We start from the raw sequence: 25636 nt of genomic DNA, 5'->3' as shown, positions 1-25636 counted from the left end.
CCAGCAGGCATCACTTGAGACCACCGGCAGCCAGCCCGGCGACGATCCGGCGCTGGAAGACCAGCACCATGATGACCAGCGGCACCGTCATGATGACACCGGCGGCCATCTGGGAACCGAACGGGGTGTTGAACTGGGAAGCACCGGTGAACTTCGACAGCAGCACCGTGGCAGGTTCCATCTTCGGGTCGTTGATCATCGTGACGGCGACGAGGAACTCGTTCCACGCACCGATGAAGACGATGATCGCCGTGGTGAAGATGCCGGGGGCAGCCAGCGGCAGGATGATCTTGCGGAATGCTTGGGCGGGGGAGCAACCATCGATCATCGCGGCCTGCTCCAGCTCGTCGGGCATCTGCTTGAAGAACGTCGTCAGGTTCCACACGGCCAGAGGCAGTGAGAAGGACAGATCGGGGATGATCATGGCTTGGTAGGTGTTGATCCAGTGCCATGCCGAGAAGTTCTTCAGCAACGGGACGATGATGGCCACCAGTGGGAACATCGACGTCGCAATGATGAGGATGAGGAATCCGCCCTTGCCACGAAAATCCAGCCGTGCGAGGGCGTAGGAGGCGAAGGTGGCGATGAGCAGGGCAATGATCGTCACCGAGATCGAGACGATGAGCGAGTTCCCCAGCCCGCGCAGGAAGTTGTTGTTTGGCTGGAAGACGGCCTGGTAGTTCTCCAGCGACGGGTGAGCTGGCCACCACGTGTTGTCGAAAATCTCGTTGTCAGGACGCAGCGAGGACACGACCATCCAGTAGAAGGGCGCCAGGCAGTAGACGACGATGAGGGCGATGCCGATGACCGGCAGTACCTTGACCCAGGCGTTCTTGTGGTGGGTCTCCTGGTCGATGGCTCCCGGTGCAGTTGCAGTAGCGGTGCTCATGACGACACCTCCTTGCCACTCGAAGCTGCGGCTTGTGCTGCGTTGGCCTTCTCTCGGGCACGACGTCCACCAGGGCGTCCGCCATTGACGAAGGTGGTGGCCTTCATCTTCTTGCGCCTGTGCTCGTCACCGACGAGATCGGCGCCGAGGATCTTGATGAAGGCAAATGCGATGATGAACACGTAGAGGAACAGGATGATCGCGTAGGCTGCGGCCGCGCCGTACCTCAGGTTCGAGGCCTCGTCCTGGACCAGCATCGACAGCGTCTCGACCGACTTCCTGCGCGGGCCGACGAGGATGAACGGCAGGTCGAACATGCGCAGGGCATCGAGGGTCCGGAACAGCACGGCGACGACCAAGGCCGGTTTGACCAATGGCAAGGTGATCGAGACAAATCTCTTCCAGGCATTGGCGCCATCGACCTTGGCGGCCTCGTAGACCTCGGTGGGAATTACCTGGAGACCTGCCAGCGTCAACAGACCGATGTACGGGGCGGTCTTCCAGACGTCGGCGATGATGATCGACCACTTGGCCGTCCAGTTGCCCGAGGCCCACATGATGTGCTGACCGAGGATGGCGTTGGCGACACCGTTCTGGTTGAAGATCCATCCCCACAAAATGGCGGAGACCGCTGTAGGGATGGCCCAGGGAACGAGGATGGCGGCTCGGACGACGCCTCGTCCAGCGATCGCCCGATGCATGATGAGCGCCATGATGACGCCCAGGATGGTCTCGAGAACGACCGTGACGACGCCGAAGAGCGTGGTGTTCCAGAACGCGTTCCAGAATCGATCTCCGGAGCCGGTGAAGATGTCGGTGAAGTTCTTCATTCCGACGAACGGCTCGGTGTCGTTGACGAATCCAGTTTCGGGATCCAGACCGGGCTGGCCATAGAGGGCCTGCTTCACCGATTGGATGACTGGGATGACGATGACGATCGTCAGGGCGATGAGGGTTGGCGTGATGAGAGCTAAGGCCAGGCGTTCCTGAGTCCTGGCCCGAGAAGACCGTTTGTTGGTCTTCTCCACTGTTGCAGTGGTCATGATGAAGCTCCTTGTCCCCGGCGTTGTCCGCCGGGTGGTGCGAGCGATGTCATGGATACGGCGGGGCGAGTGACCCGCCCCACCGTATCCATGTGGTTAGTTCTGCGTGACGATCAATTCTTGATGATCGTCTTCAGCTTGTCGGCCAGCTGTTTGGCAGCGCTTTCGGCGTCCGTCTTGCCCTGGAGAGCTGGGTAGATGGCGTCCTGGATGGCCGCGGTGACGTCACCGTAGGCGACGGCATGCGGACGGCCCTTGGCGCTGTCCAGAGAGGCCTTCAGGGTCGGCAGGTACGGGAGCCTCTTGACGTTCTCGTCCTTGGTGTACAACTCGCCGTAGATCGGTGCGTTGGACTGCTTCTCGAGGTTGTACTGCTCGGACTCCTGGTTGGTCCACCACTTGACGAACTTGAGGGCCGTGGCCTTGTTCTTGCAGTTGGAGGTGATGGCGCAGTTGTGGCCGCCCAGGGTCGGCATGTAGTCCTTGCCGTCGATGGAGGGCAGCGGGGCGACGCCGAACTTGTCGGGTCCGAGTTCCTTCATGTCGTTGCCGTACTGGTAAGGCCAGTTGCGCAGGAAGAGGACCTTGCCGGACTCGAAGCCGTTACGACTGTCCTCCTCCTTCCATTCCAGGGCTGCGGTCGGGATGAGCTTGGACTTGAAGGCGTCGACGGCGGTCTGGATGCCCTTGATGGACTCGGGGGAGTCGACGGTCACCTTCCCGGAGTCGTCGACGATCGCACCACCACAGGTGTTGATGAATTCAGAGATGTTGCAGGTGAGGCCCTCATATTTGGCCCACTGGCCACCGAACCCACCGATGTCCTGCATGCCGGGGAGCTTGCGGACGGCCTCGGTGGCCTTCTTGACGTCTTCCCAGGTCTTGGGAACCTCGACCTTGGCCTTCTCGAGGAAGTCCTTGCGGTAGTACATGATCGAGGCGTCAGTGGCATACGGAACGGCGAACTGCTTGCCGCGGTACGAACCGGTCTCCCACACCGAGTCAATGACGCCTTCGGGCTTCATGTCCTGCGGGATCTCCGCGATCCAGCGGTTAGCCGCGAACTCGGCAACCCACACCAGATCGAGGCCAATGACGTCGTAGGCGGCAGAGTTCGTCTGAGCGGCGTTGATGAAGGACTGACGCTGCTGGTCGGCCTCCGAGGACAGCTCGATGAGAGTGACCTTCTCCTTGGGGTACTTCTTGTTCCACTCATCGATGCGCTTCTGGACCATTCCACCGGAGAAGTCCTTGCCCTGCACCCAGCTGATGGGGCCCTCACCAGTGAAGTCTGCGCCCTTGGCTGCGGGCTTATTGGATCCGGAGTCCTTCGAGTCTCCGTTGGAACAAGCTGCCAAGGCACCGAGCGCCAGTGCTCCGACGGAGCCCTGGATGAAGGCCCGGCGGGAGTGTGTGTAGTGCGTCATGTGACTTCTTCCTCCTTGAACTGGGCGATGTCGACAGCGACATCACGTACGCATCAGCGATTTCCTGCGGGTGCGATAGGGCACAACCTCAGGCAGGATATTACACCGACTGTCCGGCATGTGTGCACGTCGGTTTGCGATGAACCTGAATGATTGTGCACGACAAGTGGGATTGAGGGGCGTTCCCCCCACCGGGGTGGTCAGAGCGGTGTTGGTAGATGACTGGATCAGTCTGAATCGTTGTGGAAGGAGGGTATTGCTCCGAGCGGTGTCCTGGGATTGCCGTCTGCTGGTGACTGGACAATCTCTGGCCTCGGGAGAAGGTAAATTAGGAGTACAGGATGCGAACATGAAGGAAGCCGTTCCATCCTGTTTCCAGGATGGAACGGCTTCCGTTTCGGTGCGCCGCCAGGGACTCGAACCCTGAACCCGCTGATTAAGAGTCAGCTGCTCTGCCAATTGAGCTAGCAGCGCCGGCGAGAAAAAACATTAGCGGACTTCGGCCAAGATGCAAAATCGAGGTGACGAGTTCATGGCCGACCAGTGCGTGCGGCATCGATTCGACGCTGTCTCAACGCCGTGATCTCGGGCAGGTCGAGGGGCTCCAAATGGCGTCCTAGGGCTATTTCGAGCACATGGTCGGCGAGCTGAGGGTTGCGTGCGAGAACTGGTCCGTGCGGGTAGGTGCCGATGACACGCCCCTGCACGGCTCCTTCGTCGCGATGGTTGCCGTTGCCCCAACCAACCTCGACAGCAGCCAGCGGCTTGGCGTCAGAACCAAGTTCTGTCCAGCCGCCGTGGTTCTCGAAACCGGTGATCGGGCAGGTGTTCCCGTCGGGCTGGGTCCAGATGTGCAGAACCTCCCCGACGGCACGCTCCGGGCCGCGTCGGGTCTCGGCGTCGAGAAGACCGAGTCCCGCAATGACCTCGTCACGGGCTCCGATGGTGAAGGACCTGCCGCAGATCTGGTAGCCGGCGCACACCGCGAAGAGCATTGCGCCGTCGTCGAGGGCGGTGAACAGTCCGCCATCGGCCTTGAGTTCCCGGACAGCGGTGATCTGGGCGGTGTCCTCGCCGCCTCCCAGCAGATAGACGGCCCCGTCAGTGGGCACCTTCTGACCGGGCTCGACGGTGACGAGCTCGGCGTCGATGCCGCGCCATTGCAGCCTCTTGGTGAGGACGACTGCATTGCCGTGGTCGCCGTAGATGCCCAACAAGGACTGGTACAGCAGGACGATCTTGGGACGGTCGGTGTTCATGCCAGTCCTCCGAGTCGGCGCAGTTTCTGGAAGGGGGTGTAGGTCGACAGCACGTCGACGGGGTGGTCAGCGTCCCAAGTGCCGGCCAGCAGTGGGGAGCTGAGGGCCTGGGCGAGATCCTCGATGACGACGTGCTCCACTCCGGCGTATTGCAGCCTGACGGCCAGATCGAGTGCGCGCGGGCCGGTGCAGATGACGGTTCGTCCGGCCAGTTGCTCGTAATCGACGTCCCACAGCCATGAGACGTCCTTGCCGTCGGCGGCCACCGCGTCGATGGCGAGCACCAGCGGATCGGAGGTCGTCAGCGGCAGGGATTCGGTCCAGCCGGCAGGGTTCTTCGACAGCAGCAGACGGCAATGGGTGCCGCCGATGGTGCAGGTGGCATAGCGGCCGGCGGGGGACTCCACCGTGGCAATTCCGCGCAGCGCGTCCTCGGGCTGAATACCCATGTGGATGGCCGCGGCAAGGGCGCAGATGGCGTTGGTGAGGTTGAAGGAACCGGGCACCTGGACATCGAGGTGGAATCGTCTCCCGGAAGCCTCGACGGCCTCGTCACCCTCCACCCACCAATCGGCAGCAGGCTGACTCAGCTCACATCCGGGGCAGTCCCATCCGCCCTCGCCATGGGTGAGGACGGCGCCGCAGTTGGGACACAGCGTCGAGTCGGCGGTCCAGCGAGGCTTGGTGTCCACCCAGATGACGTGACGAGCCTTCTGGCACACCCACACGATGAGCGGATCGCAGGCATTGGCGACCACCGTCGGACCGTGCTCAGCGGCTTTCTCCAGGGCATCACGCCAGTCGCGTCCCAGGAAGGTCAATTCGTGGTTGCGGTCCAACTGGTCGCGGCTGAAGTTGAGCAACACCAACACTTCCGGGCGGCCCATCGCAACGACGTCGGCGACGACTCGCTCATCGGTCTCCAGCACGGCGACGGTGGCGGCAGGGGCCTCTCCCAGGGCCGAGACGATGCCGTGATGCAGGTTGGCCCCATCGGCGTTGGTGACGACGCTTCGTTGGCCGTCAGGAGTCCCAGCTCGCACTGCGGCGGTGAGGAAGTGAGTTGTCGTGGTCTTGCCGTTGGTGCCGGTGACACTGGCGATGCGACGGTCTGCCAGCAGTTCAGGCAAGGCGTGGGGAGCCAACGTCATCGTCACCCGACCACGAATTGATGCTCCTGAGCCCTTCCCCGTCAGGCGGGAGGCTGTTGCGGCTGTCCGCCCGGCCAGCAGGGCCAGTTGCAGCCGCGGGGAGGTGCGGTGTCTTCGAGGTGACGAGGTCATGGCCCCAATCATGGCAGGAAGGGATGACGGCCCTGGTGTGCCCGGCCGGTGACGAGGACGGCTCTATGACCTCCAAACGCTGGCTGGCAAGGGTGTTCGCTGTTGTTCCAGGCAGTCGTCGAGAAACCTGTCGGGCACGCGTGTCACGGTAATTCCCGTCGGCTGCGACGGGCTGACGGACGCCGGACGAGGGGGTGTGTGATGGTTGACATCGATGAGTTGGTGAGCCGTGGTGTCGACGGTCTGGAAGTTCCCGGTGGCCATGCCATCCACCCATTGCTTCAACCTCTTTTCCCCGGTGGTCTCATGCCCGCCGTCTATCGTCTGGACGGGGCTTCCTCGGTCGGGCTGGGGCTGCTCACCCATGGCTGGTGTGGGGTGGTCGGGCTGCCCGAACTCAGTGTTGAGGCGGCTCGGCAGTGGGGGGTGGAGCTGTCACGATTGGTGCTCGTGCCTCATCCAGGAAACTGGCTTGAGACGGTGGCCACTCTCATCGAGGGCCTCGATGTCGTTCTTGCTGCAGCTCCGCCGCCGTTGCCGATGACGGCCAGCAGGCGATTGACGGCCAGGCTGCGTTCTCGCGGCTCGTCCTTGGTGGTGCTGGGGCCTTGGCCCAGCCCTGCCGCTCGAATCGATGTCCGCACTGTGGGGTGGCAGGGACTTGGTCAGGGGTACGGCTGTTTGTCGGCCCAGGAGCTTGAGGTGACCGTGGTGAGGCATCACCACAACCGTTCCGTGCGGCTCATCCGTACCGGCACCGGGGTGTACCCCGCCGAGGAGGTGGCTGATGTCTGCTGAACCACTCAGTGCCGCGCCGGTTCGAGTCCTCATGGCAGTGATTCCCGGGTGGCGAATCGTGGTGGCGTCTCGACGTCAGCCTGGGGATGCCCCTCTTCTGGTCGTCGATCGCGGGGTCGTCGTCGACTGCTGTCCCAGGGCGGCCGAGGAAGGAGTGGTCCCTGGTTTGCGAGTGAGGGCTGCCCAGTTGCGGTGCCCGGAGGCCGTCGTCGTTCCCCACGATCCCGCCTCTGAGGAGATCCTTTTCGACGAGGTGGTTCGTGAGATCGAGAAGTCAGTAGCCCCTTCGGTCCACGTGGTGCGCCCAGGGGTGGCTGCGGTGGCTGCTCGCGGAGTTGCTCGTTTCTACGGTGGTGAACGCGCCGCTGCGCAGCGCATGTCCGAGGTGTTGGCTCGGATCGGGTACACGGATACGGGGATTTCGGTGGCGGACGGGTTGTTCGCGGCAGAGGTGGCTGCCACCGCAGTGGCCGGCCCCGGGAGTCATGGCCCCAAGATCCTCAGTCCCGGCATGTCCACGGCCTTTCTGGCTCCCCGCGACGTCTCGGTTCTGGCGCGTACCGGACGAGCCGATGAGGCATTGGTGCGGACCTTGCGTCAGCTCGGTCTGACGACTGTCGGCTCCTTCGCCGGTCTGGACCGTCAGCATGTCGTCTGGCGGTTCGCGGAGGTCGGTCAGCGCGCCCACGATTGGGCACGTGGCATGGACGTCGCGGTGCTGTCGGCGCACCGGCCCGAGGCCGACGATGCCATGGAAGTCGTCCTCGACGATCCGGAATCTTCCGGCGCACAGGTGGTGGCCGTGGTGCGTCCTGTGGTGGAGGAGTTCATGGCCGGCCTGGCAGCCAGCGGTCGGGTATGTTCCCAGGCCCGCATTCTCATCCGGGCCACTGCTGGGTTGTCTGAGCGCACCTGGCGTCAACCGTGGCAATTCAGCGGTGATGATCTGTTGGCTCGACTGTCCCGTCAGCTCGACGACCTTTCCCGGGGCATTGGCGAGTTCGGTGCTGATGAGTTCTGCCAGTCCGGTGTTGAGGCGGTGCGGATCGTTCCCACCATCCATCGTGCGGGTGAGGCGGCCGAAGGATTGTTTGGGGCCAGGCCCGCCGAGCACCTCGTCCACGTCATCTCCCAGTTACAGGAGAGGCTGGGCCCCGAAGGGGTCCTAGTGGGAGAAGTCGCCGGTGGTCGGATGCTCAAGGACCGACGCCGACTGGTTCCTTTCGGGACGGTTGCCGAGGACGCGCGTCCGGTGGATCGCCCCTGGCCGGGCCACCTCGACGGTCCCGCTCCCGGGATTGTGTATTCCCGTCCGCTGCCAGCTCGGTTGGAGACGACTGACGGTATGCCACTGACGACGTCGTCCGACTTGCCGACGATCAGCCCTGGATGGTTTCATGACGGCACTTCGCGACGGCGTGTCATCGCGTGGGCCGGGCCATGGCCGGTGCACCAGAGGTGGTGGAGCACCCCGGCCGTCTCCGTTGAGCGAATGCAGCTGGTCACCGAGGACCAACAGGCGTGGGTGTTGGCGGGATCGGCTGACCGTTGGTGGGTCGAGGCTCGTTACGACGAGGCGTGATCGGGGTGAGTTACCACAATCCTCTGATTCCGTGGCGAGAGTTGGAAAGACGCATCTCGGGACGGCGTCCTCCCAATGGCCATCAGGACAGCCATGCTGATCAGACCGGCTATCGCCGCGTCCGTAAACCCTTTGACTGTCGTCCCCTCCGACCCGAGGGGCCAGTGGTGCCCTATGCCGAGCTGCACTGTCACTCCTCCTACAGCTTTCTTGACGGTGCCTCCAGTCCGGAGAACCTCGTCACCCGAGCGGTGGAGCTGGGCCTGTCAGGGCTGGCCCTGACTGATCATGACGGCCTCTACGGGGTCGTCAGAATGGCTGAAGCGGCTGAAGCCTGTGGTCTTCCCACCATCATCGGGTCGGAGTTGTCCATTGGAGTGCCGGAGCCTCAGAACGGGGTGGCTGATCCGGTGGGCAGCCACCTGCTCGTGCTGGCCAACGGCCCGGAGGGCTATCGCCGCTTGGCCGGTGCCCTCACGGACGCCTATCTGGCCGAGGGTGGGCAGAAAGGGCATCCGGTCCATGATCTCAACCATTTGGCCGAGGTGGCCGACGAGCACTGGACTGTCCTCACCGGATGTCGGAAGGGAGCAGTGAGGCAGGGCTTGGTCAAGGGGGTGGCTCAAGCTGAGGCCGAGCTCCATCACCTGGTTGATCTCTTCGGTATCGACAATGTCATGGTCGAGTTGACCGATCATCGCGCTCCCACCGATTCCCGTGACAACGACGTCCTTGCTGAGCTGGCAGGCCGCCATGGCCTGACGACGGTGGCGACGACAGCCGCCCACTACGCCGGTGCTGAACAGTTCGAGCTGGCCTGCGCTCTCTCAGCGGTGCGGGCTCGACGCAGTCTTGACGAGATGGACGGCTGGCTTCCTCCCGGCCCGGTGGCGAGGTTGCGCAGCGGCGCGGAGATGGCAGACCTGTTCAGCCGTCACCGAGATGCGGTGGACAACACCGTAGCGGTGGCTGAGAGGACGGCTTTCCAACTGAGGTCGGTGCGTCCCCGTCTGCCCGACCAGAAGGTGCCCGAGGGACACACTCCCATCAGTTGGCTGCGTCATCTGGTGGAGGAGGGGCGTCGAGGCTGCTACGGGGATGACCCAGTGGCCAAGGACCGCCTGGCCACGGAACTCGACCTCATCGAGGTTCGGGATTTTGCCGGCTACTTCCTCATCGTCTCCGACATCGTGGAGTTCGCTCGGTCCCGGGGGATCTTGTGTCAAGGACGTGGATCAGCAGCGGCCTCGGCGGTCTGTTACGTGCTGGGCATCACCGTCGTCGATCCGGTGTTTTACGGCTTGCCCTTCGAGCGGTTCCTGTCGGTGCTGCGCGAGGAGGAGCCTGACATCGATGTCGACTTCGACGCTCGACGTCGTGAGGAGGTCATCCAGTACGTCTACGCCAAGTACGGGCGGCGCAACGCTGCCCAGGTGGCTGACGTCATCACCTATCGGCCGCGCAGTGCCATCCGGGACACGGCCAAAGCCCTCGGTTATTCCCAAGGGCAGCAGGACGCGTGGTCGCGTCAGATGGAGAGACGATCAGTGGTGCCGGGCTCCCGGAGCTCCGAGATTCCTGACGAGGTCGTCGCCCTCGCCCAGCAGGTGATGGGGCTACCGCGTCACCTGGGCATCCACTCGGCCGGAATGGTGCTGACCCAGGAACCAGTGGAACGCATCTGTCCGATCGAGCCAGCCCGGATGCCTGGTCGCACGGTGCTGCAGTGGGACAAGGAGGACTGTGCCTGGATGGGGTTGGTGAAGTTCGACCTGCTGGGGTTGGGAATGCTCTCGGCACTGAGCATTTCCTTCGATCTCATCTCCCGGCACTGCGGACGATCTTGGACCCTGGCGTCGATCCCGCGCAATGAGCCCGGGGTCTACGACATGTTGTGCCGTGGTGACAGCATCGGTGTCTTCCAGGTGGAGAGCCGGGCCCAGATTGGCACTCTGCCGCGGCTCAAGCCGCGCTGCTTCTACGACTTGGCCGTGGAGATCGGGCTCATCCGTCCTGGTCCGGTGCAGGGAGGCGCGGTGCATCCCTACATCAGACGACGCACGGGTGCTGAACCGATCACTTATCCCCACCCTCTGCTTGAACCAGTGCTCAAGCGCACCCTGGGGATCCCGCTCTTCCAGGAGCAGCTCATGCAAATGGCCACGACGGTCGGCAATTGCACGGCTGCCGACGCTGACCTGTTGCGCCGAGCGATGGGATCCAAACGCGGGGTCGAACGCATTGACTCGCTACGCGCCAAGCTTTTCGAGGGGATGGCAGCCAATGGGATTGACGACGACACTGCCCAGGACATCTATGCCCGCATCGAGTCTTTCGCGAATTTTGGATTTGCCGAGTCCCATGCCTTGAGCGTCGCCGGACTGGTCTACACCTCAGCTTGGGTCAAGCTGCATTACCCGGCAGCCTTTCTTGCGGCTTTGCTGCGCAGCCAGCCGATGGGGTTCTATTCCCCGGCGACTCTGGTGGCGGATGCTCGACGACACGGTGTGGTGACGCGACGTCCAGACCTGACGAAGTCGTCAGTGGGGGCAGATCTGGAAGCACTGGATCGTGGAGGCGATGACGTGGAGACAGGGATGGACGACTGTCTTCATGACCACGACGAGTCCGAGACCGGTCCTTTTGACCCCGATCGTGATGACGGTGACCATCGTCGGGATACTCACTTCGCGGTGCGGTTGGGCCTTTCTGACGTCTCCGGTATCAGTACCGAGACAGCCACTCGGATCATTACGGAGCGGGAACGCGAACCCTTCACCAGCCTCGACGACCTCGCTCGGCGCGTTGAACTGGGCAAGGAAGAGGTGGAGGCCCTTGCCCTGGCTGGTGTCTTCGACGATCTCGTGGGGTCAAGACGGGGCGCTCTGTGGCAGATCGGTCAGATCGACGGTGTAGCACCGGGCCAGCTGGATGTTCAGGTGGCCACCCAGCCACCTTTGCTTCCCGAACCCACTCAGTTGGAGTTATTGGGTGACGACATCCGTGCCACCGGAGTCAGTACGGCCGACCATCCTGTTCGCCACGTCCGGGGCGTCCTTGATCGGCGAGGTGTGGTGCGAGTTGACCGGCTGGGCGACGTCGAGGCTGGACGGCGTATAGAAGTTGCTGGAGTCGTCACCCACAGACAGAGACCTGGGACAGCAGGGGGAGTGACCTTCCTCAACGTGGAGGACGAAACCGGCCTGCTCAACGTCATCGTCACTCCGGGTGCATGGAAGCATCACCGACGTGTGGCCCGGACGTCGCGAGCTTTGGTGGTGCGGGGGATCTTGGAAAGAAGCGACGAGGGAGTGACGAGTTTGCAAGCAGATCGGTTGGAAGCCCTCGATTTATCAGTACCCACGAGATCCCGTGACTTCCGCTGAACAGCCTTTGACAAGGGGATACGATGACAGCGGCACCCTAATTTGCATCATCGTTCATCCATGTGTAACGTTTTCCGAGCTGTCAGGGACTGCTTGAAGCGGCTCCCAGATAGCAGCCGAACTGGATCTCAGCCCGATGGTTTTGATGAGTCGAGGTTGATCTGGTAGGGTTGATCGGGTCGCTGCTTTTCGGAGTGGTGGCACGGTTTTGGCTGGTTTTGCTGGCTGATCTTGAAACCGCGGGTTTTGCGGGGTTGGGGTTGGTGTGGTAGGGTCGGTCGGGTCGCCTTGGGGTGGTCCTGCTGGTTAAGCGGTGGGGTTGTTCTGGTGGGTGTGATGCTTGAGAACTCAACAGTGTGTCTTTGATAGTCAATGATTTTTTGATGCATCTATGGATGTGTCGGATTTGTTTATGAATTCCTTTGTGATTCTGGACATGGACTGAATTTTTTTGGTCAGTGTTTGGGGTTAGTGTTTTGGATTCTCTTGTGACACCGTTGCCTGCATTGTGTGTGTGGGTGGGTGATATTTTTTCATTGGAGAGTTTGATCCTGGCTCAGGACGAACGCTGGCGGCGTGCTTAACACATGCAAGTCGAACGGAAAGGCCCCTTTGGGGGTACTCGAGTGGCGAACGGGTGAGTAACACGTGAGTAACCTGCCCTTGACTTCGGGATAACTTCAGGAAACTGGGGCTAATACCGGATAGGAATCCTTGCTGCATGGTGGGGGTTGGAAAGCTTCGGCGGTTTTGGATGGACTCGCGGCTTATCAGCTTGTTGGTGGGGTAGTGGCTTACCAAGGCTTTGACGGGTAGCCGGCCTGAGAGGGCGACCGGCCACATTGGGACTGAGATACGGCCCAGACTCCTACGGGAGGCAGCAGTGGGGAATATTGCACAATGGGCGGAAGCCTGATGCAGCAACGCCGCGTGCGGGATGACGGCCTTCGGGTTGTAAACCGCTTTCAGCAGGGGCGAAGCTTTTGTGACGGTACCTGCAGAAGAAGCACCGGCTAACTACGTGCCAGCAGCCGCGGTGATACGTAGGGTGCGAGCGTTGTCCGGATTTATTGGGCGTAAAGAGCTCGTAGGTGGTTGATTGCGTCGGAAGTGAAAACTTGGGGCTTAACCCTGAGCGTGCTTTCGATACGGGTTGACTTGAGGAAGGTAGGGGAGAATGGAATTCCTGGTGGAGCGGTGGAATGCGCAGATATCAGGAGGAACACCAGTGGCGAAGGCGGTTCTCTGGACCTTTCCTGACGCTGAGGAGCGAAAGCGTGGGGAGCGAACAGGCTTAGATACCCTGGTAGTCCACGCTGTAAACGGTGGGTACTAGGTGTGGGGTCCATTCCACGGATTCCGTGCCGTAGCTAACGCATTAAGTACCCCGCCTGGGGAGTACGGCCGCAAGGCTAAAACTCAAAGGAATTGACGGGGCCCCGCACAAGCGGCGGAGCATGCGGATTAATTCGATGCAACGCGAAGAACCTTACCTGGGTTTGACATGGACTGGGAGTGCTCAGAGATGGGTATGCCTCCTTGTGGGGCTGGTTCACAGGTGGTGCATGGCTGTCGTCAGCTCGTGTCGTGAGATGTTGGGTTAAGTCCCGCAACGAGCGCAACCCTCGTTCACTGTTGCCAGCACGTTATGGTGGGGACTCAGTGGAGACCGCCGGGGTCAACTCGGAGGAAGGTGGGGATGACGTCAAGTCATCATGCCCCTTATGTCCAGGGCTTCACGCATGCTACAATGGCCGGTACAAAGAGTTGCGAGCCTGTGAGGGTGAGCGAATCTCGGAAAGCCGGTCTCAGTTCGGATTGGGGTCTGCAACTCGACCCTATGAAGTCGGAGTCGCTAGTAATCGCAGATCAGCAACGCTGCGGTGAATACGTTCCCGGGGCTTGTACACACCGCCCGTCAAGTCATGAAAGTCGGTAACACCCGAAGCCGGTGGCCTAACCTGTGTGGGGGAGCCGTCGAAGGTGGGACTGGTAATTAGGACTAAGTCGTAACAAGGTAGCCGTACCGGAAGGTGCGGCTGGATCACCTCCTTTCTAAGGAGCACTTCATTGTCAGGACTCATCATTGCTGTGTGGCTCGTTGTGAGTCGTTGGTGGATGGGTTAGCTTCTTGTGGAACATTGGCGTGTTCATCTTGTGGTGGACGGTCTGGGGCATGCTGTTGGGGTTCTGGGGTATCACACTGGTGTGTGGTGGCCTGGTGCGGTGATGCTGCGTCTGCTGTGTGGTGGGTGTGGTGTTGATTCGTGTGGTGGTTGAGAACTGTATAGTGGATGCGAGCATCTTAATTTTTTGTGTCTTGTGTTGTTGTGCAAGTTGTTAAGTGCGATCGGTGGATGCCTTGGCACCAAGAGCCGATGAAGGACGTTGTAACCTGCGATAAGCCCTGGGGAGTTGGTAAACGAGCTGTGATCCGGGGGTGTCCGAATGGGGAAACCTGGAGTGTCCGGAGTAGTGTCCGGTGACCCTGCCCTGAATGTATAGGGGTGTGGGAGGTAACGCGGGGAAGTGAAACATCTTAGTACCCGTAGGAAGAGAAAACAACCGTGATTCCGTGAGTAGTGGCGAGCGAAAGTGGATGAGGCTAAACCGTGTGTGTGTTCAAGCCGGCAGGTGTTGCATGTGCGGGGTTGTGGGGGCCTTTGGGTTCTGCTGCCGCAGGATTGGCCAGTGATAAATGTTGCGTGAAGGTGAAGCGTCTGGGAAGGCGTACCGGAGTGGGTGAGAGTCCCGTAACTGTAAGCGTGGCACTGGTGAGGGTTACCCCAAGTAGCGTGGAACTCGTGGAATTTCGCGTGAATCTGGCGGGACCACCCGTCAAGCCTAAATACTCCTTGGTGACCGATAGTGGATCAGTACCGTGAGGGAATGGTGAAAAGTACCCCGGGAGGGGAGTGAAATAGTACCTGAAACCGGTCGCATACAAGCCGTCAGAGCCTTGTGGGGTGATGGCGTGCCTTTTGAAGAATGAGCCTGCGAGTTAGTGATGCGTGGCGAGGTTAACCTGTGTGGGGGAGTCGTAGCGAAAGCGAGTCCGATAAGGGCGTGAGTCGCGTGTTCTAGACCCGAAGCGGTGTGATCTATCCATGGCCAGGATGAAGCGTCGGTAAGACGTCGTGGAGGTCCGAACCCACTTCAGTTGAAAATGGAGGGGATGAGCTGTGGATAGGGGTGAAAGGCCAATCAAACACCGTGATAGCTGGTTCTCCCCGAAATGCATTTAGGTGCAGCGTTGCGTGGTTCTTGTCGGAGGTAGAGCACTGGATGGTCTAGGGGGCCTATCAGCTTACCGAAATCAGCCAAACTCCGAATGCCGGCAAGTGGAGCGTAGCAGTGAGACGGCGGGGGATAAGCTTCGTCGTCGAGAGGGAAACAGCCCAGATCATCAGCTAAGGCCCCTAAGTGGTAACTCAGTGGAAAAGGATGTGGAGTTGCGTAGACAGCCAGGAGGTTGGCTTGGAAGCAGCCATCCTTGAAAGAGTGCGTAATAGCTCACTGGTCAAGTGATTCCGCGCCGACAATGTAGCGGGGCTTAAGTTATCCGCCGAAGCTGTGGCAGATCTCCTTTGTGGGGGTTTGGGTAGGGGAGCGTCCTGTGCGAGGTGAAGCTGCCGGGTGACCGTGTGGTGGATTGTGCGGGAGTGAGAATGCAGGCATGAGTAGCGAATGACGGGTGGAAAACCCGTCCGCCGATTATCCAAGGGTTCCAGGGTCAAGTTAATCTGCCCTGGGTGAGTCGGGACCTAAGGCGAGGCCGACAGGCGTAGTCGATGGATAACCAGTTGATATTCTGGTACCGGCTTGTCACCGTCCGTGTCGAGGTGTGTGATGCTAAGCGTGCGAGCCTGCCATTGTGATGTCTTTGATGTTGTGGTGGTGTGGTGAGTGTGTGAACCGATCATGTAGTAGGCAAGCTGCGGAGGGACGCAGGGAGGTAGCTCATCCCCGGCGATGGTTGTCCGGGGCTAAATGTGTGGACCGTCTGGTAGGTAAATCCGCCAGGGTTGTGGTTGAGGCATGATGGCGAGCCCACGGAACGTGGGTGAGTGAGTGATCCTGTACTGTCGAGAAAATCTTCGTGAGCGAGGTGGCTGGTCCGCCCGTACCCTAAACCGACACTGGTGGATAGGTAGAGTATACCGAGGCGATCGAGATCATCATGGTGAAGGAACTCGGCAAAATGCCCCCGTAACTTCGGGATAAGGGGGACCTGAACTGTCAAGGCTTTTACAGCTGGTAGCGGTGAGGGGCGCAGAGACCAGGGGGAAACGACTGTTTACCAAAAACACAGGTCCGTGCGAAGTTGTAAGACGATGTATACGGACTGACTCCTGCCCGGTGCTGGAAGGTTAAGGGGAACTGTTAGCGTTGGCGAAGCGGTGAACTTAAGCCCCAGTAAACGGCGGTGGTAACTATAACCATCCTAAGGTAGCGAAATTCCTTGTCGGGTAAGTTCCGACCTGCACGAATGGAGTAACGATTTCCCTACTGTCTCCACCATGAACTCGGTGAAATTGCATTACGAGTAAAGATGCTCGTTACGCGCAGCAGGACGGAAAGACCCCGGGACCTTTACTATAGTTTGGTATTGGTGATTGGGACGACTTGTGTAGGATAGGTGGGAGACTGTGAAGCGGCCACGCCAGTGGTTGTGGAGTCATTGTTGAAATACCACTCTGGTCGTTCTGGTTATCTAACTTTGGGCCGTGATCCGGTTCAGGGACAGTGCCTGATGGGTAGTTTGACTGGGGCGGTCGCCTCCTAAAAGGTAACGGAGGCGCCCAAAGGTTCCCTCATCCTGGTTGGTAATCAGGTGTCGAGTGTAAGTGCACAAGGGGGCTTGACTGTGAGACTGACAGGTCGAGCAGGGACGAAAGTCGGGACTAGTGATCTGACGGTGGCTTGTGGACGCGCCGTCACTCAACGGATAAAAGGTACCCCGGGGATAACAGGCTGATCTTGCCCGAGCGCTCATAGCGACGGCATGGTTTGGCACCTCGATGTCGGCTCGTCGCATCCTGGGGCTGGAGTCGGTCCCAAGGGTTGGGCTGTTCGCCCATTAAAGCGGCACGCGAGCTGGGTTCAGAACGTCGTGAGACAGTTCGGTCCCTATCCGCTGCGCGCGGAGGAATCTTGAGAAGGGCTGTCCTTAGTACGAGAGGACCGGGACGGACTGACCTCTGGTGTGCCAGTTGTTCTGCCAAGAGCATGGCTGGTTGGCTACGTCGGGTTGTGATAACCGCTGAAAGCATCTAAGCGGGAAGCACGCTTCAAGATGAGGGTTCCTGCAGATGAATCTGGTAAGGTCTCCGGTAGACGACCGGGTTGATAGGCCAGGCGTGGACGCATCGTAAGGTGTGGAGCTGACTGGTACTAATAGACCGAGGACTTACAAACACACACTTTCACGTCCAAGAAGAATTGTGATGATCGCATCCACTGTACGGCTCCCAGCCCCCACGCGGGGGTTGCGCCAAGCCTGACTGGCCCCATAGTTTTTCCGGTGGCCATAGCGGAAGGGAAACACCCGGTCCCATACCGAACCCGGTAGTTAAGCCTTCCAGCGCTGATGGTACTGCACGAGGGATCGTGTGGGAGAGTAGGACGCCGCCGGAATCATATTTGTATGCGTGTGGAGACAAGGATCATCCTTGTCTCCACACGCTTTTTTCACACACCCACACACCCAACAGCCGGGGGCGATGACACCAATCAACCCCCGGCCCCGTGCCGTCTACCCACAACCACCCACACCAACGCAGATCTGTTTTCGGTTTCCCCTTAGGCGCTAGGTAAATAGGCTCTTCCCAATCATCGGTGGAAGGCGGGTCTGAAACCGCCGGTGTCGAGTATTGCCCTTCGGATGTAGTTGGTCAGGTTACGGAACCCGAGAGCGGTCCCGCGGAGGTGCTCGAGCCGTCCGTTGATCGCTTCGGTAGGGCCGTTGCTGGTGCCGGGATGATCGAAGAACGCCAGGACGTCGCTGCGGCGCTTGTTGAGCGTCCTGCCAAGTCTTGCCAACTCGGGCAGAGCCTTGGGGACCCCGTGGGCCAGCGACTCGATGATGCGGGCGAGCGAGGCCTTCCCGGCTGTGGCGTCCTTGCTCCGGTAAGCCGAGACCAGCTGCTGATAGACGCTCCATGTCACCTCGACGCCGACGTGATCATCGCAGGCGAACAGGTCCTCGAGTCGCTCGATCTGTCGTGGTCGGAGCAGATCCAAGCCGGTATGGAGTAGCCGCCGGGCCTGATAGAGCGCATCATGGTTGCGGCCGCGATGCCCATGGACTTCCTGCTGGACCCGCTGTCGGGTCGCGTCCAAAGCGTCTGCGGCGAGCTTGACGACATGGAAAGGGTCCATGACCGTGACCGCATCAGGGATCGCCTCAGCGGCCGCGGTCTTGAACCCAGTAAAGCCGTCCATCGCCACGATCTCGACTCCTTGACGGAAGTCTTGGGACTGCTGATCGAGCCAAGTCCTGAACACTGCCTTGGAGCGCCCGGGAATCATCGCGAGCAGCCGGGACGAACCGCTGCCATCGCGGACCGGTGTGAGGTCGATGATGACCGTGACGTACTTGTCGCCCAGCCGAGTGTGGCGCCAGACATGCTCATCAACACCCAGGACTTCGATCCCGTTCAGACGGCCAGGATGCTCAATGAGCAACTGCTGCCCGGCGTCGAGGATCGCGGTGTTCGCGGTGTCCCAAGCGACCCCGAGCGCCGCCGCTATCCGCGAGATAGAGAGCCGATCCACCACCAGTGCTTCCAGCCCCCAGCAGACCGCGGCACGAGTCATCTTGGCTCGCGGCCCAGCAGCCAACTCCAGGTCGTGACGCCAACAGCAACCACACCCGCGACAGCGATACCTGGGCAGGCGAACCAGCAGCATCGTGGGGCGCCAACCCAACGGAATATGCGCCAACCAACGGTCCACGACCCCATGCCGAACACCCCGACATCCGCAGCGATGGCACCAACTGTCGTCGCTAATCGGGACGCACTCAATCACAGCACGACCAGCCTCGAGACGGAGCCCGATCGCCTCCAAGCCGAGGTCGGCCAAGCCGAGGAAGGTAGTCAGATCCGGACGACAGAAGGTAGCGTTGAACACATCGAGGCTCTCGGTATGGACGGGGTAGGAACCTCCATCATCGAGGGCCTCGACCCCTGCCTACAACCTCACCACCCACCGTTCACTGGGATGAGCCGGTAAATACGGACAGAGCGGGCATAGCACTGAGGAGATTGTTCATCCTCAAGACGCCCTCCCGTAATTGATGCCGTTTCCTCCAGAAGCGGGCTTTCTGCCTTCAAAACACGGGGTCAGGGTCTCTCGGCCGAGGCGGTAGCAGCGCTGAGTCGAACTCAAGAACATGGGCCTTGAAGGCGACATGCATCCTCGGGAAAACTGACCGCAGTGCTTCCTTCCCCCGGCAACCGGGACCTGGACTCGCGTCCTCACCACGCTCGCGTACCGGCACATCGCCCCACTCGTGAGGTGCGGAGAAGCCGAGAGTGGCAAATGCATGGGTGGCGGCTGAGGTCCAGAGCCTGGGGCAGGAATGTCCCGACGAGAAAGTGAGGATACAAAACGTGGCCCCTCTCTGTGAGAAGGGACACGTCAGTTTTGGAGGAGGTCGTCAGCAGGTAGTCGGGATGAAGCTGGAGTTCCTGATCATGTAGGCAACGACCCTGCCGCCGTTGAATAGGTAGTCGACTTCCTTGCCATCGCTGGAGAACGCAAGGGCCTTCTCGTATCCCATTCCATGGAAGTCCGAGGTGACGTCGGTCAGCTTGAGCTTGGAGTAATCGGACCGCAGCTGTGCCTCGGTGATGCCGATCCGCGCACCGTTAGAGCTGGCGTTAGTACCACCAACGAACAGGTAGGCCTGGACATCGTCTCCGCTCGTCCATACTCCGCCGAGGAAGCCGTTGTAACGCGCATACACCGGGGTGTTGCGGGTACATACTCCGCTGACGCCGTCCGGGATGACATGGATCGTACCGGCGAGTTCCGCGGTGGACTTGGCTAGGTTAAGAGGCCCGACACCTGCCATATCGCCGAGTCGGATTGAGCCCTTCTTCGCCAAGTCGTAGACGATTGCCGCATCGCACTGCTTGCTGCTCATGACCTGGCTGGCAGCGACAGCAGCCTTGTCTCCCAGCACTTTGAGCATGGCATCGCAGTCATTGTCGTCAGCAATGACCCCGCCTTGGGGGAGAGGCTCCCAATGCCCTCCGTTCTTCCTCATGACGAGGTGGCCGCCATTAGGGCCGGCCGATTTGCCGTTGATGTTGAAATTGGGTGCATACGCCACAGCGGCGTTCTGACCGTCGGCGGCCAAGGAGACCCACTGGACCTGGGCGTCGGGCGCGTTGAAGAGCTGTCGCACGAGATCCGGCGTCGGCGTGACCGAGGCATTGTTCGGAACGCTCGGCTTCGGTGCGGCTGGTGTTGATGCTGTCGATGAAGCGGTAGCCGCAGACGAAGCGGTCGCCGTCGACGTCGAGGTAACCGTCACCTCTGGGGTCGGGGTGTGGGAGGCTGACGCGGCAGGCTTGGAGGCCGGCGCGGGGACTGCCTTCGTCGCATCATCATTCTTGGGCTTGAGGAAGTAGAAGAGGCCAACTCCCAGAGCCACGACGAGGATTGCGGCGACGGCAACGATCCAGTACTGGTTCTTACGTTTCGGTTGGGGCCCATCGCTGAAGGGGATGCCGCCTATCGACTCATTAACGTCTGGGCGATCAGCGACAGTCGCACCCGCCAGTCCTGCGGACCCGTCAGGCAGGTACCCGGCGGCCTGTTGACCGTCGCCCAGCTGTTGCTGTTCCTGGGGATATGTGCCATCCCAGTTTCCGGTTGGCTCAGTGCCCGCCCAGCCTTGCTGGTGTTGATTGGGATCCCAGCCCTGCGGATTCTGATTGGCGTCCGAATCCTGCTGCTCGTCCCACCCCGGCTGGTTTTGGGACTCCTGCCATCCCTGTTGGCTGTATTGATCAGCGGTCCATGCCTGTTGGGCGGGTTGGCCTTCCCAGCTTTCCTGACTGGGCTGCTGTTCCCAGCCTTGCTGGGGGTACTGGTTGGGGTCCCATCCCTGCTGGGAAGGATCTCCCACCCAGCCTTGCTGGCCGGGCTGCTGATCCCAGCCTTGCTGGGGGTACTGGTTGGGGTCCCATCCCTGCTGGGAAGGATCTCCCACCCAGCCCTGTTGGCCGGGCTGCTGTTCCCAACCTTGCTGCGGGTACTGGGCATTCCAGCCGTCATACTGACCTGTCTGAGGACTCCACTCTGGCGCGTTACCGCCCTGCGGATACTGGTTCCAGTCCTGCGGGTACTGGCCGTTCGGGAAGTCACCCTGCTGCGGATACTGCTGATCGGCGTAGGGGGTTTGCGAACCGTCCGGCTCGGCAGGGATCTGTTGTGTCGCGTCGTTGTTTTCTGGCAGCTCCTGGGTGGGTTCATGGCCCTGCCCCTCAGCAGAGCCTGAATCGGACTGCTCAGGGATCAGCTCTGTCTCATTGTCGTCAGAGTGCGCATCGTCGGGGTGATTCCCCTTGTCGAATCCATCGTCAGCCACGATTCATTCTCCCTCTCAGCGTGTCAGTGAATGCGCCAGTTTGACGTTGATGACATGGTGAGCAGCGTCACTGAGACGCTTCTTGCCCGACGAGGACGCCGCCATCGACGTCAACGCCTGAATCATGGGGCCTGCCAGGCCAGGATCGGCAGTAATCGCCAGGTCACCGCCAGCAGACACGAATTTGCTTGCACGGCGTCCACCGTCGACCGAGAACACCGACACTGAGCTACCCAGGTCATCTGAAACGATGAGGCCCTGGTATCCGAAGTCGCCGCGAAGCATGTCGGTCATAACCTTCGACGAGAACAACGCGAGAGTTCCTGGATCGATCTTCGAGTAGGTCGCGGAGGCGATCATGACCGCTTCAGACCCAGCATTGAATGCCATTCGGAACGATTCGAGATACGGGTCATGGCGAATTGTCTTGTGGTCGGTAATTCCGTCAGCTTTGAAATCCGTGTCCTCGACGATGCGCCCAATTCCGGGGAAATGCTTAGCCGTCGGGATGATCCCGGCCTTGCGATGCCCCGCAATAACGGAGGCCGCGTACCGGCCACACGTCTGAGGATCGGTGCCGAACCCACGATGGTGCTTGGCGATCGGCTTGTTCTTGACGCCAAGTTCAGGATCGATGACGTCAGCGACGGGGGAGAAGATCATGTGGACGCCGAGGTCGGCGAGTTGGCGGGCACCTCTCATCACCACCGACTGAGCCTTGGCCGGGGACATCCGGGCCAGAGCTTCCTGGCTCGGCAGCCGGTCGACTCCCGGAATCCGGATGTTCTGAACCTCGCCGCCCTCATGGTCGCTCGCGACGATGGGCTTCATGCCGTGCGGGCTGACACTGTTGACGGCGTCAAGCATGGCCTCGAGCTTCGACCTCTTGGTCCAATGACCCAAGATGAAGATGCCGGCAAGGCACTTGGAGTCAATGAGGTTGGCGATGTACTCCGGAGAATCTGAGGGAACCACCCCGACGAGAATGCACTGACCAGCACGCTCTTCGAGCGACATATCCGCCACGATATGGGCGGCCCGTGGATCCATCGGGATTGGGGTCACCTTCTCCGTCGGCGTCGAGGTAGGGCTCGGGGTAGGGGTGGGGGTGGCTGAGGACGGGCTGGGAGTTGGCGTGTCAGACGGAGACGACGACGTCACGGGTGCAGGCGAGGGTGATTCGGCTGGGGGCTCGGCTTTTGAAACGCAGCCAGCCAATGGTGCGCTCAAAGCGGCTGTGATGATTGTTCGGCGTCTCATGGTCGCAGTATTTCCACAGCCTTTCCATTGCTGACAGTGCCCAAGAACGTTACCTCGGAATGACGAGGTACACCTCCAAATCGATGTTACTACAGTCGAGGTATTCGCCGACAACATTGCAGAAGAACTTGTGAGAGCGCCCAGTTTGCGGGTTTCGCGTACTGACACAGAAGTTCGACGGATGATTCGGCGGCACTGACTGAGCGAGGTTCAGAGCCAAGGAGCAATCCGTACGCGTGTTGGCGACCCATGTCCCCGGACCACACTCGGAGGCCCCGGCGGGGAGGTTGACGTGGGCGGGGACGCCGACCTGGGCCGGAGCCGGGGGCGGTGCAGCGGTGGTCGTCACCGTGGCATGGGCCGTTACTGTTCGCATCGGTCTGACCTCAGGCGTCTGGCTGGGTGCCGGGGTCGCGGTATGAATTGGCTGAGCGGTGGCCTCGGAATGAGATCCGGGCATCCCTTTGAGATAGACGAACGCGCCGGCTCCGACCAACAGAAGCAAAGCCAACAGAGCGATGAACCATCCAGCGTCGCTGCCGCGCTGGTTTGTCGCCGCATGTGCTGCTGGCGCGGACGGAGCCTGGGTTGCCATGCTCACCGCTGACGGAGGCCGCGTCGCCGAGGGCGCCGAGTACGGTGGAACCGGTTGTGGCGGCGCAACCGGGGCTGGCGGCGTCGGAGGAGGCGGTAGCGGACGAGGTACAACGAGCTGGACCGGCGGTCCGCCGTCGAGCCATGAGCGCAGCTCAGATGCCAGTAACTCCGCACTGGCAGGGCGTCCGGCCGGATCAGGCGCCAGACACGTCATGATGGTGTTCCACAGTCGTGGATCAACCCCGGGAATGTGGTCCGGGGGTTGGTCACGCAGAATATTTCCAGCTGAATCTGCCTGGAACGGAACGCGGCCGGCCAGCAATTGGTACAAGGTGACGCCGAAGGAATAGAGGTCGCTTGCCGCCAATGGCGTTCGTCCTGCAGCTACTTCTGGAGCCTGATAGTAGGGAGTCCCGACGATTTCGTGGGGATTGCCTGAAGCGACCATTTCCGAGACGCCGAAATCTGTGATTCGTGCCCCACGGACCTCCTCTCGGTCCTCGATGAGGATATTTGCCGGCTTGATGTCGAGGTGACGAATGCCGACCCGGTGAATCGCGGTAAGGGCCTGACAGACTTCGATTCCGAGGCGGACCGCCGTGGCTGGCTCGAGGCGGTGGTCGGGAATGGACTCCAGCACGTGTGCAAGGTCGGGGCCGTCAACCAATTCCATGATGATGGCGAAGGTGGAGGACTCGACGACCATGTCAGTCACTCGGACGACCGCGTCGTCGGCGACGGTCATCAGGATGTCGCGCTCCTGGATGAAGCGCCGCGTCGCGCCTTTGTCATTCGTCAGTTCGGGTTTGAGGACCTTGATGGCTCGAGGTGACCCGTCGTTGAGATCATGCCCACGCCAAACCGTTCCCATCGAGCCTTGGCCGAGCACCTCGTCGAGGATGTGATGGCTGCCAATTTGACGTACTGTCGACCCGCCGGTGGCGTCCTCCTCGGACATGATTCACCCCTTTAATGATCGCTCGGCAACCACTCTCACTGTAGCGACCACAGCTCGGCCGAGGACATAGCGGCCCTCAGCCGGTGACGTCTTTCAAGTCGTCACTGTGGGAGCGACGACGCACGATCACCCAGGCGATGCCGAGCACGATGAACCACACGGGGGTGGCAAGGAGAGCCTGGCGGGTGTCGTCAGCCCCAGCCAGAAGGACGACGACAAAGACGAAGAAGGCCAGGACAACCCACGGCATGAAATGGGCCCCAGGCATCGGGTAGATCGACTCGTCATGGGCCTGCGGGTTACGACGCACGTGCACGTTGTAGCTGACGAGGATCATGCTCCACACGAAGATGAACAGCACGGCGGAGACCGTCGTCACCAGGGTGAAGGCCCCCATCACGGTGTCTTTCGCGGCAAGAATGAGGGCCGAACCAATGAGGATGACGGTGCACACCAGGCCCCAACCGGGGACGCCATTGCGGGTGAGTTTGCCGAAGACCCTCGTCGCCATGCCCTTGTGGGCCAGTCCGTAGAGCATCCGAGAGGTCGAATAGACCCCGGAGTTGGCGCTGGATGCGGCAGACGTGAGAACGACGAAGTTCATGATGCCGGCAGCCGCGGTGAAACCGACGAGTCCGAACATCTGGACGAACGGCGAGGAGTCCTTCTCGATGAGATTCCACGGGATGACACACATCATGGCGAGCAGGGCAACCACATAGAACACCAGGACGCGCACGGGGACGGCATTGATGGCCTTGGGCATGGTCTTGCGGGGATCACGGGTTTCCGCGGAGGTAGTACCGACCAACTCGATGCCCACGTAGGCGAAAACAGCAATCTGGAAGCCGCCGAAGAATCCGCTCCAGCCCTTCGGCGCGAATCCGCCATGGGTCCACAGGTTCGACACTGAGGCCTTGTATCCGCCCGGCGAGGTGAACCCCATGATGATGAGCACCACAGCCACGACGATGAGGATGCCGATCGCGACAATCTTGATGAGCGCAAACCAGAACTCAAGCTCACCAAAGAGCTTCACCGTGAGCAGGTTGAGGACCAGCAGGAGAAGCAAGGTGGCCGCGGTGAGGATGAAGGCCCACATTCGGTCGTGGGTCCAGTAACCCCAATATGAGGTGATGGCGATCACGTCAGCCATACCGGTGACGACCCAACACAACCAGTACGACCAGCCGAGGAAGAATCCCGCCCAAGGGCCCAGGAGATCAGCCGCGAAATCCTGGAAGGACTTCCACTGCAGGTTGTGCAGCAACAGCTCGCCCATGGCCCTCATGACGAAGAAGAGCATCGTGCCGATCACGAGATAGGCAACCACGATGCTCGGGCCCGAGGTGTTGATGGACTTTCCGGACCCCATGAACAGGCCGGTTCCGATGGCGCCACCGATGGCGATCAGCTGAATGTGGCGGTTGCTCAGGCTGCGGCGCAGGTGCTGCATGTCTCCAGCCACATCGTTGTTCTCGCGGTTCATGGGGAGGATTGTTACGCGAGAAGGGGCCAGGTACAGCGTGTCATCTCACATTGTGCAACTA

The 25636-nt window shown here is 60.9% G+C and carries 13 protein-coding genes, 1 tRNA gene and 3 rRNA genes; 6 read left to right on the top strand and 11 right to left on the bottom strand.

Annotation, left to right across the window (positions count from 1 at the left end; genetic code table 11):
- Positions 1–10: 10 nt before the first annotated feature.
- From ACP8LP_RS08185 to ACP8LP_RS08160, 6 genes are all read right to left on the bottom strand, one after another.
- Positions 11–889 (bottom strand): carbohydrate ABC transporter permease, encoded by an 879-nt coding sequence (locus ACP8LP_RS08185; protein ID WP_484483083.1) that lies wholly within the window; start codon positions 887–889, stop codon positions 11–13.
- On the bottom strand, positions 886–1932 hold the full coding sequence (locus ACP8LP_RS08180) for a carbohydrate ABC transporter permease (protein ID WP_016665894.1): 1047 nt from the start codon (positions 1930–1932) through the stop codon (positions 886–888). The genes ACP8LP_RS08185 and ACP8LP_RS08180 overlap by 4 nt, the downstream gene beginning before the upstream one ends.
- 113 nt (positions 1933–2045) lie before the next feature.
- A complete protein-coding gene (locus ACP8LP_RS08175) occupies positions 2046–3359 on the bottom strand; it encodes an ABC transporter substrate-binding protein (protein ID WP_484483082.1) in 1314 nt (437 codons plus the stop codon).
- 401 nt (positions 3360–3760) lie between these two features.
- Positions 3761–3833, bottom strand: a tRNA-Lys gene (locus tag ACP8LP_RS08170).
- A 56-nt stretch (positions 3834–3889) separates the two neighbouring features.
- Positions 3890–4618 carry a type 1 glutamine amidotransferase gene (locus ACP8LP_RS08165; protein ID WP_065673691.1) on the bottom strand — a complete coding sequence of 243 codons (729 nt, stop codon included), beginning with the start codon at positions 4616–4618 and terminating at the stop codon, positions 3890–3892.
- Positions 4615–5769 carry a MurT ligase domain-containing protein gene (locus ACP8LP_RS08160; RefSeq protein WP_484483368.1) on the bottom strand — a complete coding sequence of 385 codons (1155 nt, stop codon included), beginning with the start codon at positions 5767–5769 and terminating at the stop codon, positions 4615–4617. Before ACP8LP_RS08160 ends, ACP8LP_RS08165 begins: the two co-directional genes overlap by 4 nt.
- Before the next feature lie 333 nt (positions 5770–6102).
- On the opposite strand from ACP8LP_RS08160, the gene ACP8LP_RS08155 reads away from it, so the two are divergent.
- The 6 genes from ACP8LP_RS08155 (at position 6103) to rrf (ending at position 17304) form a co-directional block, all read left to right on the top strand.
- The gene (locus ACP8LP_RS08155; protein ID WP_063279764.1) at positions 6103–6699 is read left to right on the top strand and encodes a hypothetical protein; all 597 of its coding nucleotides are present in this window, start codon (positions 6103–6105) and stop codon (positions 6697–6699) included.
- Complete coding sequence (locus tag ACP8LP_RS08150; protein ID WP_484483081.1) at positions 6689–8281, top strand: Y-family DNA polymerase; 1593 nt, start codon at positions 6689–6691, stop codon at positions 8279–8281. The genes ACP8LP_RS08155 and ACP8LP_RS08150 overlap by 11 nt, the downstream gene beginning before the upstream one ends.
- A gap of 5 nt (positions 8282–8286) precedes the next feature.
- Complete coding sequence (locus tag ACP8LP_RS08145; protein WP_484483080.1) at positions 8287–11667, top strand: error-prone DNA polymerase; 3381 nt, start codon at positions 8287–8289, stop codon at positions 11665–11667.
- Positions 11668–12200: 533 nt separating this feature from the next.
- Positions 12201–13722 (top strand): 16S ribosomal RNA (locus ACP8LP_RS08140).
- A 275-nt stretch (positions 13723–13997) separates the two neighbouring features.
- Positions 13998–17085, top strand: a 23S ribosomal RNA gene (locus tag ACP8LP_RS08135).
- Between the two features lie 102 nt (positions 17086–17187).
- A 5S ribosomal RNA gene (gene rrf, locus ACP8LP_RS08130) occupies positions 17188–17304 on the top strand.
- The 16S, 23S and 5S rRNA genes sit together here, the layout of an rRNA operon.
- Positions 17305–17499: 195 nt before the next feature.
- Here rrf and ACP8LP_RS08125 read toward each other — a convergent pair.
- From ACP8LP_RS08125 to ACP8LP_RS08105, 5 genes are all read right to left on the bottom strand, one after another.
- On the bottom strand, positions 17500–18801 hold the full coding sequence (locus ACP8LP_RS08125; RefSeq protein WP_221268287.1) for an ISL3 family transposase: 1302 nt from the start codon (positions 18799–18801) through the stop codon (positions 17500–17502).
- A 529-nt stretch (positions 18802–19330) separates the two neighbouring features.
- On the bottom strand, positions 19331–21271 hold the full coding sequence (locus ACP8LP_RS08120; RefSeq protein ID WP_484483079.1) for a hypothetical protein: 1941 nt from the start codon (positions 21269–21271) through the stop codon (positions 19331–19333).
- A 15-nt stretch (positions 21272–21286) separates the two neighbouring features.
- The gene (locus ACP8LP_RS08115; protein WP_021107722.1) at positions 21287–22321 is read right to left on the bottom strand and encodes a glycoside hydrolase family 3 N-terminal domain-containing protein; all 1035 of its coding nucleotides are present in this window, start codon (positions 22319–22321) and stop codon (positions 21287–21289) included.
- A gap of 259 nt (positions 22322–22580) precedes the next feature.
- Positions 22581–24086, bottom strand: coding sequence for a serine/threonine-protein kinase (locus ACP8LP_RS08110; RefSeq protein WP_023033504.1), 1506 nt, complete (start codon positions 24084–24086; stop codon positions 22581–22583).
- 76 nt (positions 24087–24162) lie between these two features.
- On the bottom strand, positions 24163–25584 hold the full coding sequence (locus tag ACP8LP_RS08105; RefSeq protein ID WP_036932174.1) for an amino acid permease: 1422 nt from the start codon (positions 25582–25584) through the stop codon (positions 24163–24165).
- Positions 25585–25636 lie beyond the last annotated feature (52 nt).

Source organism: Cutibacterium sp. LaCa_89, from assembly GCF_058177555.1.
Note: the sequence above shows the minus strand (reverse complement) of the source record. Positions and strands in the feature narration are given on the sequence as shown.